This is a genomic window from Micromonospora sp. NPDC049645, assembly GCF_040675155.1.
Classification (GTDB): Bacteria; Actinomycetota; Actinomycetes; order Mycobacteriales; family Micromonosporaceae; genus Micromonospora.
The window spans coordinates 36,601-50,003 of record NZ_JBFAOI010000014.1; the positions used below are offsets into that span (position 1 = coordinate 36,601).

Below are 13,403 nucleotides of genomic sequence, written 5' to 3' on the forward strand. Positions count from 1 at the left end.
GTCGGCGGGTTGCGGTCCGTGGGTGGTTGCTCGGGCCATCCCGCCAGCCGACGACCCGGGCGAGCCGAGCAGACCACCACCCGGCCCGCCAGCGTCCGACCGTGCGTCAAGGTCGCTTGACGTGGCGGGCCGGGCGATGGCCCGCTCCCCAGGAGGGCGGGTCGACGGCAGACGGGATGGTTAAGTGGAATCCTAATTGTGCGAGTGCCTCTTCGCCTTCCAGAGAAAGTACATGTCTGACAGTTCAATCGACTGTTTATCGTCGAAGAACTTGTACGCTTGGATGAGTGGAGTGGCCGCTGCTGCAACTCCTGCCGTAACAACGAACGGCAAAGAAGCGAGCGCACCAAAAGCTGTAGTAGCTGCCCCCACCGAAAGTCCGGCTACGGTTTTAAAGGCCAGCGATCTACTTGAACTCTTGATCTTCCTGTCGATTTCGGCGATCGCTGGCTCGACGCTGTCTCTCCAAACGGCAGCCGCGATCCTCTCCGGCGAATCCGAGTCGTGCTTCTCGATCGCCATTTGAATGGACTCAACTAGGGTGGCGCGGAACCTCTCGAAATGTTCATACTCCGACTCCCGGAGGGCGATAATATCGCGAGTCTCCATACCCAGAAGGATGGGAATTTGAAGGTTGAGCGCAACTTGATCCACAGACGCATTCGTCTCAGGACTAGCAGTTTCGAAGAACTTCGGTTGCGCAAGTGACGCCAATGGAGCTTTGAACTCGTCCGCCGCAGCGACGTCCTCCAGCAGTTCGATGATATGGCCAACGATAATCTGTGCTCCAACCTCGACCTTATTAGGTCGAGTCTTGCGCCGCACCCCTCGGCTTAGAGTTCCTTCAAAAAGTGGGTGAACAAGCATCACCCGCCAGTTTCGTGGTTCGATTTGTATAACCTCTATGCCGCCTTCGCGGCTAATCTTCTTAGCAATTTTCTCGATCTCCTGCGGATCGTAAAGGTGACCCAGGCCGACTCGATCCAGGCGCTTGCTGAAGCTCTCATCGAATTGAAGTTCCGGCTTGTCGGCGAAAATGACATAGTTTGACAGGCCGACAGCTCGTAGGTGGAGCAAGAAACGGACGTCGGTATCGAGTCGACGGTGAAGCCTTTCGCGCCAGTCCCGCATGCCCTTTTTCTCGAACAAGAAGAGATACGCTCTTGCCTCAGGGCCCTCCATCACGAAGTAGTCGAAGTAATGAAGAAGCTGGCCGAACTCTTCGTTCACTGTTCGTACTCGACAACTTACAGTCCCGCACATGGCCGAGGCGATATCCATACCCGGCCCTGCAACTACAGCCCCGTTGACGGGGGTTATTTCTGAGCCCTGCGGCCTAGACTTCAGAATCTCATAGAGCCGATTAACTGCTCCAGGAAAACGAATCACCTCAGCTACTGGCCGACTTTCCGACACCTCGAATTCGTCGATCCACTTGTAAAGCCAGTGTTCACCTGTGGTCAATTCTTCTGCCTTAGGTAGTGGGGTAGACAGGAGGTAAATGTTGGAATATTCCTGCCTACAGTGGTGGCTGGTTCGGGCGCAAGTGAAAGGTCGCGAAACTGACAGTTGCCCTCAGTCAAGCCGACCTTTGGCGGCGGCAACATGAGGGGCGCGTAGGGCATGATCTTTCAGGGCCTAGGCTCTCCTGGGCCGTCCCAGGGTTGTGCTGACGTCACCGGCGGGCAAGCTTCGACCAGATGAACGATGACGGCCTGACCAACCTGGGTGACTAACTGGGTGACAACGGGCGCGGGCAACGCCGGACGTGCATGGACTCCGGCGGACCGCTCGGACCGCCCAACTGTGCTGCTGGCACAGTTCGTAGCTTGCCGGTGGTTCCTTCGGGACGAAGAGGTCGGTTTGGGCGTAGTAGTATCGACGCCGACGCTGGGCTGAGCCCGCAGCTGCGGGTTCCGTCGCTCCTGTTCATGATCGCCGGATGGCTCTTCACGCTCTTGGCAGTTGCACTCGAAAGAGTTGCTGAGCTGATGGAGGAGGGTCCCATGGGGATTCTGAAGCTGACAGCTTTGTCCGTGGCTCTCGTTTTAGGGGCCTACGCGGTAAATCTCTCGGCAGCGGCGGGCTGAGCCCAGCCGCGCGAACGCAATTTCCTTCCTAACCCGCGTGCGGCAGCAGCGTCGACGTGGACGGACCCCGCCGGACGGAGCGCACAGAACTACAAGCGAGGGTAAGGAGCGGGCGAGAGAGCCCGGGATCGACGAGGACCAGGCCCAGGCAGTCGCCAGGCCGTCGAACGCGGACCGAGACTAATGAAGACCATTAACGCTTGGTATTTGCGCAGCTCAGCGCCCGAGTGGACGACCTTCGCGAGGCTACGCCAATAGTCCGCTCACAGTCCAACCCCAGTGTTGCCAATGAGTTCCGGCGTCCGGGTGCCTTGCAAGGTGATAACGAGCACTTATGGTGTTGCCCCGGCTGCCTTACTATACTTCCGTGACCACAGACAGTGCAGCGCTGATCGCTTAAGTGATTCCGGTGGTGGCAATCGCGTTAGGACTAGAAATCCGCTCTTCAGTTGCCAGCATGAAAGAGACAGACCTTGCTGCATCTGGAAAGTTGGACTTCTGGCGACTTTACCCGATTTTGATGCAGCTTTACATGCTGGTTGTCCTAGCGCTCGCTGAATGCGAGGTAATTCAGGTTGTGCTGGCTGATGGGGCAGAGCCAGGATGGCTGTGGGTGTTGCGACTGGCGATCGTAACAGCTTTCCTGGCGCCGATGGTCGACGCGACGTATCGGCTGCGACAGATTCTACCGAAGACGCGGATGGGCGTGATGACGCGACACGTCATCAGTGTTTTAGGTTCAGCGGCATCGGGAACGGTGGTCCTGGCAGCGATATTTTGGCCCCGGGGATGAGGTCATCGAAATGGAATGCGGGCTGTGCGGGCGCGAGGTTGGGATATCGCTCCGCCGACAAGAAGCCCCGCGAGACAGCACCATCATCCGTGATGGAAGGCCGGAAGAACGTGGTGGGTGACTAGTTGGTTGACGATAGGCACGAGCGGCCGGGGGACCCGACCATGTGCGTCGGCGGGAGCGGCACCGCTGCTGGAAGTCCTTGTTGTTGCGGCAAAAGGCTCCTCGCTTGCGGGTACCGGAACCAAACCATGCGGGGGCCTGAAGCAGCGACCATATGACCGCGCCCGCGGACAGGAAGTAGAGAAGCTCAGGGCCGGCGTTGCCGGACCACCAGACGGCGATCAACGCCAAGAGAGCTAGCAGCTCCAGTGCCGCCGAAGGATCTTCATACAGGATCTGCAGTTGATCGATGACGAACAGTAAATGTCTTTGACGGATGTTGGTCGTTGAGCAGCCATCCGGCGGATGGCTGCTCTTGGGCCGGCCCTGGGCCGTCCCCGGGCCTTCAACCGCTGACCAGAGGCAACCACCGACAACCACCAACGTCCGAAGAAAACAGCAGGTCAACACCATGTCGGCTCGGCTGGCCTGGTGGGTGACGGACGAGTCGACCTGTACGACGGATTGTGGCTCTGGTCCCCCGTACTGCTGGAACCCCGACTTCCGGGTGGTCGATTCTCGGAAGGTTGGCCCAGCCGCCCTGAGGCCGCTGCGCGATCTGAACGAGTTGGCCTACCTGCGGTTCGACAGCGTCTACCGCTTGTTCGACTCGCTCGCGGACTTCGAGCGTGAGGTCGAGGCGCTGTGGTCGCCGTAAGCGTTCGCGGTGGCTCGGTTCTTGGGTTTCTGGCGGATCAAACCGCGCGGTAGGTGCCGCGCGGACGAGGGGCGGTTGAGATGGCAAGAGACAGCATGACCACGAGCGCCAACAGGCAACCTACGGGTAAGGGCAGGTTGCCGCTTCGCTGGGCGTTCATCATCGCGGTGTCAACGGCGGCCGGCCTTGGGATCGGAATCATTGGTGGTTTGGTGCCAGGCATCACCATAGGCATCGCACTGGCCGGCCTGCTTCACGAAGCCTTGGCCTAAGCCCGTCGCGGGCTTGGCTGTGCCACCGACCGTGCAGCCAAGCCAGCTGTCATGCACAGCAAGCGAGGACAAGGTCCGAAATATTCGCGGAATGATCAGACTCGCTACAGACGCAGGGTTGTATGTCCTGATAGGGGGCCAGGTCGACCGGCTAGCGCTACCCCGTTCCTAAGCCGTGTGCAGCAACGGTGTCGACAGCAGCGGTGACAGCGACGGCCGAGACGAGGGCAGCCGCCCGAGGTTGCAGACGTGGACGGACCCTGCCGGACGGAGCGCCCAGAACTACAAGCGAGGCGGCCGGGAGCCCGCAGCATCCCCAAGATCATGCCGTTTTCAGGCCGTCAGAGGCGGACCAGGGGTGACGAACATTGACCACCGGCCACGAACGAAGGGCAAGCTTAGCCGGCATCTTGTCCGTGTTGATCGACTACGCCCTCACCTTCGATCAATACAACGCCAAGTGTTGAACACTTACTGCTGCGGCGGGGGAGTGAGCCAGGCCAGGGGTTGTGCGGTGAGGGCGGCGTCGGCAATGCGGTGGGCGCTGGCGGTCTTCAGGGCGGCCCGTGAGCTGTCGATCCAGCGCTGCACGTTGTCGATGCCCTGGTGGCGGTACTCGACGGCTTGGACGAGGCATTCCAGCTTGTCTGCGTCGCGGGCGACGACGGCTTCCAGTGTCTCGCCGGCTTCGTATTCGGCGACGGCGGCGGTGATGACGTCGGCGACGGCTGGGGGACAGGTGGCGACCTGGTCGGCGGTGACGGCGGTGTTGGGTACGGCGGTGAGATAGCGCTTGGCGATGTGTGGGATGTCGGTGATTCGGGTTTCCTGGGTGTCGTGCAGGGTGCAGAGCATCGACACTCGGGCTGGGTCGGCGCCCTCCATGGCGGCGAGCATCATTCCAATGAGCGCTGTTCGGAAGGAGTGTTCGGCGATGGATTCGGGTTGCTTGACGCCGGCGAACCACCAGCCGGTCCGGGCGGCGCGTTTGAGGACGCCGGCTTCGAAGATGAAGTTCATCGCTCCGGCGGCGTCGTGGTCGTCGGTCATCTGCCCGTCCCTGTGCCGGTGAGTCCGTCCGCCCGCAGGCTGTAGACGATAGAGGTTAGTTCCTTCCGTGACTGCGCGGAGATCCGGTCACTGTCCAGGAGCGGGACGCTACGGTCGAGAAGCGCCCGAGTCACGGCGAGGCTGTCGAGAGCGAGGCCGCGTCGTGCGGCCAGCAGAGCCCAGACGTTGTGGATGTTGAGGTCGACGAACGGATGCCCCGGATCGAGGCGATGGACCAGGTGCTGAAGAAGGATTGAGCCGTGCCAGTCAGTGAGCGCTTCGGGCATGAAGGAGTCGTCGCGGTGGCGGTACGGGATCTCACCCACCCAGTAGGCCGAGTAGTTGAGGGCTGCTCGCTCGCAGGCATCGTCGGGATGTGCGCGAGCGAGGAAGTCTCGTAACGGTTCCGGGTCGCCCTGGTTGGCGAGGGACGTGACGACGGAGCGGGCGTCAGGCCACAGCGGTGACCAGGTGTGGAAGGTGGTCGTACGGTGTGCTCGGGCGGTGGTCTGGGCGAGCCAACCTGCTGCGGCCTTGGTGGGGTCCATGCCGGCAAGGAAGCAGGCTTGCCTATGCAGCAGCATGTTTTGGTGCCGTCCGGCTGTGGCGCGATCGGCGAGGACATGAAGGTGAGCGAAGAATGCACGTTGCTCGTCGGCGGGCAGGGTCGGCCCCGACGCGACTGGACCCCGCCGAGGGTGGGTGATGGGTAGCCCTCTGGTGAAGGTCGGTGTCTGCCCGAGGGCGGCCCAGAGGATCAAGTCGGTCAGGCGGTGGGTGAGTACGGACCAGCCCAGCGGCTGTTCGGCGATGTCGCAGCGGTCCACCTGTTCGTCGAGGACGGCGGCGAGGATGAGGTCCGCCTCGGCGGCGTCGTCAAGTGCTGCGAGTAGGAGTGTGTTCGCGCCGAGCCGTCCGAGCCGGCGTCGGACGGTGATCGCCTGTCCGAGCGGTACCGCGGTGAACGGCCGGCGCCCGGATTCCCAGCTCTGCACGGTCACCCGATCGACGTCCAGATCGACGGCGAGCTGCTCCTGCGTGAGCGGGATGGACTCCCGAATCAGCTTGAACAGGTAGCCGGTCACCGCGCCGCGATGTGGTGCTGATCGTCCGCGACCTGTCATCCGTCATCCCTACGTTGACCCGTGGTCGACGTTCCGCCGTGAAACCAAAGCTGCGGCAGCCCATCTGGCCTGCTCACGCCTACTGCGGGTGAGTCCAACCATCGTCGTCGTGATCGTAGCGTCGCAGTTACCGAACGTTCCAGATCCGGTCCCGTCGTTTCGGGGTCGGCCGTGAAGTGCTGCCTGGTGGAGGGAGCCAGCGATGCGGGACAGGACACCATCATGGCGACGGGTGACCTACGACCAGTACCTGATCGCCGTCGCGATGACCCTGGCGCGGCGACACCGCCCGGCATGGTCGTGGCCGAAGTGGAGGTGGACCTGCCGCTGCGGGGCGGAACTGCCCTGTCGCAGCAGACACCGCATCCCCATCAAGCGGACGCACTGGCCCGCCGAGGAGGAGCAGTGAGCAGCGAAGCGGAGCATCGGATCCTGGTCGCGCATCTGCCGGGCAGAAATGGTCTGTGCAACGGCTGCTGGGCGTCGTGGTCACGGCTCACGCCGTACCCGTGCTGGCAGGTGGACTGGGCGACCAGCCGGCAGGCTCGGTCCCTAACGGCGGCGCTGCTCGGAGACCGCGCATGACCACCCACGGCCCGGTGCTGCCGATCTGGAGCTGCGGCGGCTGCGATGCGCCCTGGCCCTGCCGCACACGGCAGCGCGAGCTACACGCCGAGTTCGACGACGCTCCGATATCCCTGGCCGTCTACCTGGGTGCCCAGCTGGCGCGGGCCTCCGAGGACCTGACCTGGGTGCCGGCGGGTGCGCTGCACAGACGCTTCCTCGGCTGGCTCCGATGAGCATCCTGCGGCCCGGCGACGAGAAGTTCCACTACAGCGACGGCTCGCACAGGTGGATCCCGCCGGACCCGGACTACGACCAGGAAGTCTGGAACGAACAGGTCCGCCAACACAAGCACGGCCACCTGAGAAACGCGCACCCGAAGGTGCGGATCCAGCGCCTCGTCTGATGCCATGGCTCTGACTAGGTGAGGTCCCCGGTCTTCAATTCCGCCCGGTGGCTGAGCCGTCCACCGGGAACCTCGCTACGTCTCGATCACTGGCCCGCGACGATCCGCGGGCCAGCTCAGATCGACGACCGCCCTAGAAGTTGCCGGCCGAGTTGCACTTCACGCCCTGGTCGAGGCAGTTGCGCACCCGGGCGGCGAGCGCCTCGTCCTTCCACGCGTTGAAGAAGTCAGCGTGCATGGAGAACGACGTGCCGGACGCGAGGGTGATGCCGTCCGTGTTGGCGCTCAACGGGTACGAGATCACGAAGGACACCGACGGGACGGGCACCGGGTGGCTCTTCGGGCAAGCGCCGGTGTGGTCCCCGTTGGCCATGTGCGCCTTGTGGTCGGGGCTGTCCAGGTGCTTGCCGTCCCAGCAGTCCGGGAAGGTGATCTGCCGGACGATGTGCGCGGTCTTGGCGCAGACCGGGAACGTCTTGTCGGCGCTGCGGCCGATCTCGCCGCCGATGCCGGCGCACCAGAAGTGGTTGCCCTGCTTGTCCGGGGTGTCGACCTGGTTCTTGGCGTTACCGGTGATCATCCGCAGGCCGAACGGGAAGGGCTGGGTTTTGCTCGGGTCCTTCAGCCGGGAGCCGTAGTAGACGGTCACCTCCTTCGGGTCCACGACCTTGCCGTTCTGGTACATCGTCGGCACCCAGTAGGCGGACTGGTCGTCGGGCGAGTTGCAGGTGGTCGCCTTCGACGCCCGCAGTGATGCGGCGGTCGAGTTGGCGTCGGTCGACCTGTTGCCCCAGAAGGTGTGGTTGTGCGACCCGCCCACCAGCTTGGGCAGCACGATCGGGTCGTCGCTGTTGTGGTGGCTGGTCGTACAGCCGACGTTGAATTCGGGCACCTTGACGGGGTTGCCGGTCACCGGCTTCGGCTTGCGCGCGAAGAACGCCTTGGTGGCGGCGGCCTGCGCGGCGGCGTCGATGGTGATCCAGCCTCCGGACGCGGTGGGCGCGGCGGCACTGGTCGCCGGGCTCGCCGGCCTACCGGGAGTGGACGGGGTGCCCGACGCGCCCGGGGCGCTCGGCGTGGCCGACGGGTCGCCCGGGGCGGTGGCCGTCGGCGCGTCCGGGTCGGACGAGCCGATGCCGGTGTCGCTGGATGGGCCGGACGCGCCGGGAGTGCCCGGCGCCTCCTTGCATCCCCCGGCGAGCGCCACGCTCAGCAGCAGCAGGGCGGTGACGGCACGACGGTGTCGTGGGGTGGATCGCAGTTCTATCAACGGGGTGCACCTTTCTTTCGAGTACGAAGAATACGAGTCGACCCCCTGCCCGTTTCCAACCGAGACGATTAATTCTCCCTTAAATAGCGCTCAGCGATGGCCTGGTCGACTTTGCGGAACCAGGGCGATGACATCTCAGTACCAATTCTTTGGTTCTTTTCCAAAAACTGTAATCGGCGACTGCGGCGACACTCCACCTCAGGTAGGCGGCCGGCCACCACATCGACCACGTCCCGGCCGTGCGGCGCAAGCACCTCGCTCGGGGCGGCTACGGCCACACGCGGTTACACCTGGGCCGCCGCGAAATTCGCTGGCCATGGCGATGTCTACGGCCTAGCATCGCCGGCCGTGCTCACCAACGAACAGATAATCGGGCAAGCCCTGGATCGGATCGAGGCAGGGTACGTCTTTCCTGCGAAGGTCGCGGACATCGACGCCGCCATCCGTCGCCGTCTCGCCGCCGGCGAGTACGACGACCTGGACGGTCCGGCGCTCTGCGAGACGGTGACCGCCCATCTTCAACAGGCCTGCCCGGACAAGCACCTGCGGCTGCTGTGGGCGGACCAGCCGCAGTCGCTGGATCCGGCGGACGAGGACGGGGGGCGGGCCGCGTTCCTCGCGCTGCTCAGGGCGGAGAACCAGGGAATCCGCCGGGTCGAGCACCTGGACGGCAACGTTGGGCTGATCGACCTGCGGCGCATCACGTACGCCGACGAAGGGGCCAGCGCGATCGGCGCGGCCATGCACCTGGTCGCCCTCAGCCGCGCGCTCATCCTCGACCTGCGCGCGTGCACCGGCGGAACTCCGGAGGGAGCCGCGATGTGGTGCAGCTACTTCTTCCGCGACGACCAGGTGCACCTCAACGACTTCTACGAGCGGTCCACCGGCGCCACCCGCCAGTTCTGGACGACCGCGCACCTGCCCGCGCCGCGCTATCTGGACCGCCCGGTCTTCGTGCTGACCAGCGCGACGACGTTCTCCGGGGGTGAGGACGTGGCGTACACCCTGCAGGCGCACGGTCGGGCCGTCGTCGTCGGTGAGACGACCCGGGGCGGCGCGCATCCGACGGCCCGCCACCCGGTCACCGCACACATCCTGGTGACCGTGCCGACCGCCCGGACCATCAACAGCGTCACCGGCACCAACTGGGAGGGCGTCGGAGTGGTCCCCGACCGACCCGTGCCGGCCGACCAGGCGCTCGACACGGCGCTCAGGGCGATCTGACGCGCGTCCCCCTTCGCTTCGTGATTCCCGGGAAACACCGCACGACGCGGTGGACGTGGAGAGAATTGCCGCCACGGAGAACACGGCAGCCGGGGGACGGTCCATGGGGTTACGAAGGCGAATCGCGCTCGTAGCGGTGACGGCGGCGGTGACACCCCTGGTTTTCGGTGGGTGCACCGCCGCGCGGAAGTCCGCCGAGCCGAAGGGCGCCGTGCGGCCCGCCGAGCGGGTGGCACCACCGCCGCAGCTCACCGTCACACCCGTCGATCTGTCCCGGAACGTGCCGCTCAGCGCCGAGGTCGTGCCGCTCGTGACGGGCGGGAGGATCACCGGTGTGCGCATCGTCGACGACAAGGGGGCCCTGGTCAGGGCGGAGCCACGGGAGGACGGCTCCGCCTGGGTGCCGACCGTTCCGTTGCAGCCGCAGCGCACCTACACCGCACAGGTGACCGCCCACGGCGACTCCGGTGGGACCACCACCCGCACCACGACCTTCACCACCATGCCGACGTCGACGAAGCCGCAGGTGACCAGCACCCTGTACTTCGACGACAAGCAGACGTACGGCACCGCCATGCCGGTGACCATCGGCTTCGATCCGCCCATCGCCCAGGCGGCCCGCGCCGACGTGCAGCGCCGGCTGTTCGTCACGACGAACCCACCGCAGCCGGGCGCCTGGTCCTGGGTGGACGACGGCAGCCAGGTCTACTACCGGGCGCCCGACTTCTGGCGGCCGGGCACGACGATCAGTGTCCGGGCCGGACTACAGGGTCTACCCATCGGGCCGAACCGGATCGGTGACGCCGACCGCACCGCGACGTCCCGGATCGGGCGGCAGGTGGCGCTGGAGGTCAACAACGCCACCAAGCAGATGCGCGTGCTGCGGGACGGCAAGGTGATCCGCAAGATCCCGGTCAGCCTCGGCAAGGCGAGCACCCCGACGTCCAGCGGCAAGATGGTGATCATGGAGAAGCACCAGTACACCACGTTCGACACCCGGGGTGAGCCGAACGGCGGCTACGTGGTGAACGTCGAGGACGCGCAGCGCCTGACCTGGGGCGGCGAGTTCATCCACGCAGCGCCCTGGTCGGTGTCGGATCAGGGCCACCGCAACGTCTCGCACGGCTGCACCAACGTCTCACCGGCCAACGCCGAGTGGCTGATGGACGTCACCCAGGTCGGTGACCTGGTCACCTTCACCGGCACCGAGGTCCGGCTTGAGCCGGGCAACGGCTGGACGGCCTGGAACACCAGTTGGACCCAGTTCGTCAAGGGCAGCGCACTGCCCGTACCCGCGGGTCTTCGACCGGCCCCGGCATCGACGCCGCCCGCCCGTGCGGTTACCGGCGCCTCACCGCCGCCGGCCGCGCCCGGCGGCTGAACCACCGGGTGCTCACCGCCCGGTCAGGGCGTAGAAGGCGCTCGGGTCTTTGGCCAGGGCCTCCTTGACGAGAACGCTCCACTCATCGGCAAGGACCTCCATCCGGTCGGCCTCGACACCGTCCAGAGCCGCACGGACGACATCGGCGGGGTCCATCTTCTCGCCGTCGTAGCTGGCCATCATGTCGGTGTCGGCGGCGCCCAGGTGCAGGCCGGTCACGAGGGTCCCCTGACCGGCGAGTTCCAGTCGGATGCCGTTGGTCAGGCTCCACTCGGCCGCCTTCGCCACCCCGTACGCGTTGGCCCCGTCGTGGGAGAACCACGACAACGCCGACAGGACGTTGAGGATCGCCCCTCCACCGTTGGCGCCCAGCACCGGAGCGAACGCCCGGACCATGCTCAGGGTGCCCCAGAAGTGCGTGTCCAACTCGGACCGGATCTTGCCCAGGTCGCCGTCGACCAGGTTGGTGAAGGTGGTGATCCCGGCGTTGTTGACCAGCAGGGTGACGTCGGGTGCGGCGGCTGCCGCCGCTGCGACGGACCGCGGGTCGGTGATGTCCAACTGGAGCTTCTCCACGCCGGGAATGTCGATCTGCTCGGGGTTGCGGGCCGTGGCGTACACCTTGGTCGCGCCACGCTCCACCAACTGTCGGGCGAAGTGCCGGCCGATGCCACGGTTGGCGCCGGTGACGAGCGCGATCGAGCCGCTGATCTGCATGACGTGTTGTCTCCTGTCGAATTTCAGGAACGAGCGGTACGCGAGCTACGGTAAAACCTGACGTGGATGTGAGAGACAAGGTCGTGTGACAGGTGTCACCAGAGGGGGAGGGCCATGCGCATCGGTGCGCTCGCCACGACGACCGGGGTGTCGGTGCGCGCCCTGCGCTACTACGAGGAGCAGGGCCTGCTGACCGCCGCCCGCAGTAGTGGCGGGCAACGCCACTACGGCGACAGCGCGGTCGAGCGGGTGCACCTGATCCAGACGTTGTACGCCTCCGGCCTGTCCAGCCGGACCATCCTGGATCTGCTGCCCTGTGTCGACGCGAAGGTCAACACGCCGGAGTCCCGGGCGCTGCTGCGCGCGGAACGGGCCCGCATCGACGAGCAGATCAACCAACTCCGCGACGCGCGGGACCGGCTCGACGCGGTCATCGCCGCAAGCGAGAGCCCGGCCAGCGGATGCGCCCACGTGGAGTCCACCGCCCTGGTGCCGTAACGGCCCGACCGGGCGGGGCGCTCCCCCCGCCGCCCGCCGCCGGCCGGCCGCCAAGCGCCGCCGAATGCTCGCGCCGGGCGGCCGTCGGCGGTCAGATCGGGGCGAGTTCCGGGATGCCGTAGTGCTGGTCGAGGACCTGCATGGCGGCGCCGGCGGCGATCGCGTCCGCGCCGAGGCCGGACAGCCACACCCTCGTGCGGAGCCAGTCCGCGCGCCGCGCGTCCGCCCCGACGGCCTCGGTGACCGCCGTCAGGTAGGTCTGCGAATGCCGGAGCAGGTCCGCGCCGGCCAGCACCACGTGGGCGAGGTCGAGGGTCTGGAGCAGGTTGACGACGCCCACGGCCAGCACGCGGGCGGCCCGTGCGGTGTCGCCGGCCTCGGTGGCGTGGTGGTGCACGATCTCCAGGCACCCGTGCCGGCCGCAGACGCAGCCGGGTCCGTCCAGGGCGACGACCGTGTGGCCGAACTCGCCCGCGTTGGTGTGGGCGCCCCGGTGCGCCGTGCCACCCAGCCAGAAACCCGCACCGATGCCGGACTCGACCATGATGAGGGCCGCGTCACCGAACGTCGCGCCGTGCCGCCACGCCTCCGCGGTGACCCCCGCGGTGACGTCCTTGTCCAGGTGGACGGGGAGCGCCAGGTGTTTCTCGGCGATCTCGCGCAGCGGTACGTCGTGCCAGTGCCGCAGACCGTGCGCGTCCCGGACCAGGCCGTTGGCGTGGTCGAGTGGGCCGATCATGCCGATGCCCAGCCCGGTGAGTCGGCTCCGCAGGTCAGCGGTGCCGGCCATGGTGTCGATGCCGGTGGCCAGCGCGTCGAGGAGCTGCTCCGGGGTGAAGTCGCGGGGCAGTGGGCTGACCGCCGAGTGGCGCACGGTGCCGGCCAGGTCGACCAGGACGAGTCGCAGCGTGCGCCGGGCCACGTGGGCGCCGATCGCGTACCGGCTGTCCGGAACGAGCGCGTAGACGACCGCGGGCTTGCCGATGCCCGGACGCCGGACGCCAGCGGGACGGATCAGCCCGTCGGCGGTCAGCCGGGCGATGACCTTGGAGACCGCCTGCGGGGTCAGGCCGGTGGCCGCGACCACGGTCGAGCGCTCGAAGGTGCGAGCGGCACGGGCCACAGCCATGACCCGTGCCTGGTTGTAGCCGCGCAGGAAGCCGACGTCGGCAGTGACGCGAGTCATCTCACCAC

The 13,403-nt window shown here is 66.1% G+C and carries 14 protein-coding genes and 1 pseudogene; 9 read left to right on the forward strand and 6 right to left on the reverse strand.

Annotated features, from left to right (window positions below; genetic code table 11):
- Positions 1 to 192: 192 nt before the first annotated feature.
- Positions 193 to 1,230 carry a hypothetical protein gene (locus AB0J33_RS25585; RefSeq protein WP_363616682.1) on the reverse strand — a complete coding sequence of 346 codons (1,038 nt, stop codon included), beginning with the start codon at positions 1,228 to 1,230 and terminating at the stop codon, positions 193 to 195.
- A gap of 1,317 nt (positions 1,231 to 2,547) precedes the next feature.
- On the opposite strand from AB0J33_RS25585, the gene AB0J33_RS25590 reads away from it, so the two are divergent.
- A complete protein-coding gene (locus AB0J33_RS25590; RefSeq protein ID WP_363616684.1) occupies positions 2,548 to 2,883 on the forward strand; it encodes a hypothetical protein in 336 nt (111 codons plus the stop codon).
- 679 nt (positions 2,884 to 3,562) lie between these two features.
- Positions 3,563 to 3,703 (forward strand): annotated as a pseudogene (locus AB0J33_RS25595) (transcriptional regulator NrdR); the annotation flags it as partial.
- A 743-nt stretch (positions 3,704 to 4,446) separates the two neighbouring features.
- Here the strand turns inward: AB0J33_RS25595 and AB0J33_RS25600 are convergent.
- Both AB0J33_RS25600 and AB0J33_RS25605 read right to left on the reverse strand, forming a co-directional pair.
- On the reverse strand, positions 4,447 to 5,025 hold the full coding sequence (locus AB0J33_RS25600) for an HD domain-containing protein (RefSeq protein WP_363616686.1): 579 nt from the start codon (positions 5,023 to 5,025) through the stop codon (positions 4,447 to 4,449).
- The gene (locus AB0J33_RS25605) at positions 5,022 to 6,149 is read right to left on the reverse strand and encodes a helix-turn-helix transcriptional regulator (protein WP_363616688.1); all 1,128 of its coding nucleotides are present in this window, start codon (positions 6,147 to 6,149) and stop codon (positions 5,022 to 5,024) included. Before AB0J33_RS25605 ends, AB0J33_RS25600 begins: the two co-directional genes overlap by 4 nt.
- A gap of 232 nt (positions 6,150 to 6,381) precedes the next feature.
- Between AB0J33_RS25605 and AB0J33_RS25610 the strand changes: the two genes are divergently transcribed.
- Genes AB0J33_RS25610 through AB0J33_RS25625 form a run of 4 tightly spaced genes read left to right on the forward strand, consistent with a single transcriptional unit; the run spans position 6,382 to position 7,119 of the window.
- Positions 6,382 to 6,558 carry a hypothetical protein gene (locus AB0J33_RS25610; RefSeq protein ID WP_363616690.1) on the forward strand — a complete coding sequence of 59 codons (177 nt, stop codon included), beginning with the start codon at positions 6,382 to 6,384 and terminating at the stop codon, positions 6,556 to 6,558.
- Complete coding sequence (locus AB0J33_RS25615; RefSeq protein ID WP_363616692.1) at positions 6,555 to 6,734, forward strand: hypothetical protein; 180 nt, start codon at positions 6,555 to 6,557, stop codon at positions 6,732 to 6,734. The genes AB0J33_RS25610 and AB0J33_RS25615 overlap by 4 nt, the downstream gene beginning before the upstream one ends.
- Positions 6,731 to 6,949 carry a hypothetical protein gene (locus AB0J33_RS25620; protein WP_363616694.1) on the forward strand — a complete coding sequence of 73 codons (219 nt, stop codon included), beginning with the start codon at positions 6,731 to 6,733 and terminating at the stop codon, positions 6,947 to 6,949. The genes AB0J33_RS25615 and AB0J33_RS25620 overlap by 4 nt, the downstream gene beginning before the upstream one ends.
- Complete coding sequence (locus AB0J33_RS25625; RefSeq protein ID WP_363616696.1) at positions 6,946 to 7,119, forward strand: hypothetical protein; 174 nt, start codon at positions 6,946 to 6,948, stop codon at positions 7,117 to 7,119. The genes AB0J33_RS25620 and AB0J33_RS25625 overlap by 4 nt, the downstream gene beginning before the upstream one ends.
- A gap of 133 nt (positions 7,120 to 7,252) precedes the next feature.
- On the opposite strand, the gene AB0J33_RS25630 is transcribed toward AB0J33_RS25625, so the two are convergent.
- Positions 7,253 to 8,389 carry a DUF1996 domain-containing protein gene (locus tag AB0J33_RS25630; RefSeq protein ID WP_363616698.1) on the reverse strand — a complete coding sequence of 379 codons (1,137 nt, stop codon included), beginning with the start codon at positions 8,387 to 8,389 and terminating at the stop codon, positions 7,253 to 7,255.
- Between the two features lie 348 nt (positions 8,390 to 8,737).
- Between AB0J33_RS25630 and AB0J33_RS25635 the strand changes: the two genes are divergently transcribed.
- A complete protein-coding gene (locus AB0J33_RS25635; protein ID WP_363616700.1) occupies positions 8,738 to 9,613 on the forward strand; it encodes a S41 family peptidase in 876 nt (291 codons plus the stop codon).
- Positions 9,614 to 9,716: 103 nt separating this feature from the next.
- The gene (locus AB0J33_RS25640; RefSeq protein WP_363616702.1) at positions 9,717 to 10,994 is read left to right on the forward strand and encodes an Ig-like domain-containing protein; all 1,278 of its coding nucleotides are present in this window, start codon (positions 9,717 to 9,719) and stop codon (positions 10,992 to 10,994) included.
- Positions 10,995 to 11,006: 12 nt separating this feature from the next.
- Here the strand turns inward: AB0J33_RS25640 and AB0J33_RS25645 are convergent, their stop codons facing one another.
- A complete protein-coding gene (locus tag AB0J33_RS25645) occupies positions 11,007 to 11,711 on the reverse strand; it encodes an SDR family oxidoreductase (RefSeq protein ID WP_363616704.1) in 705 nt (234 codons plus the stop codon).
- A 114-nt stretch (positions 11,712 to 11,825) separates the two neighbouring features.
- On the opposite strand from AB0J33_RS25645, the gene AB0J33_RS25650 reads away from it, so the two are divergent.
- Positions 11,826 to 12,209 carry a MerR family transcriptional regulator gene (locus tag AB0J33_RS25650; RefSeq protein WP_363616706.1) on the forward strand — a complete coding sequence of 128 codons (384 nt, stop codon included), beginning with the start codon at positions 11,826 to 11,828 and terminating at the stop codon, positions 12,207 to 12,209.
- A gap of 91 nt (positions 12,210 to 12,300) precedes the next feature.
- Here the strand turns inward: AB0J33_RS25650 and AB0J33_RS25655 are convergent, their stop codons facing one another.
- Positions 12,301 to 13,395 carry an ROK family protein gene (locus tag AB0J33_RS25655; RefSeq protein ID WP_363616708.1) on the reverse strand — a complete coding sequence of 365 codons (1,095 nt, stop codon included), beginning with the start codon at positions 13,393 to 13,395 and terminating at the stop codon, positions 12,301 to 12,303.
- Between the last annotated feature and the right edge of the window lie 8 nt (positions 13,396 to 13,403).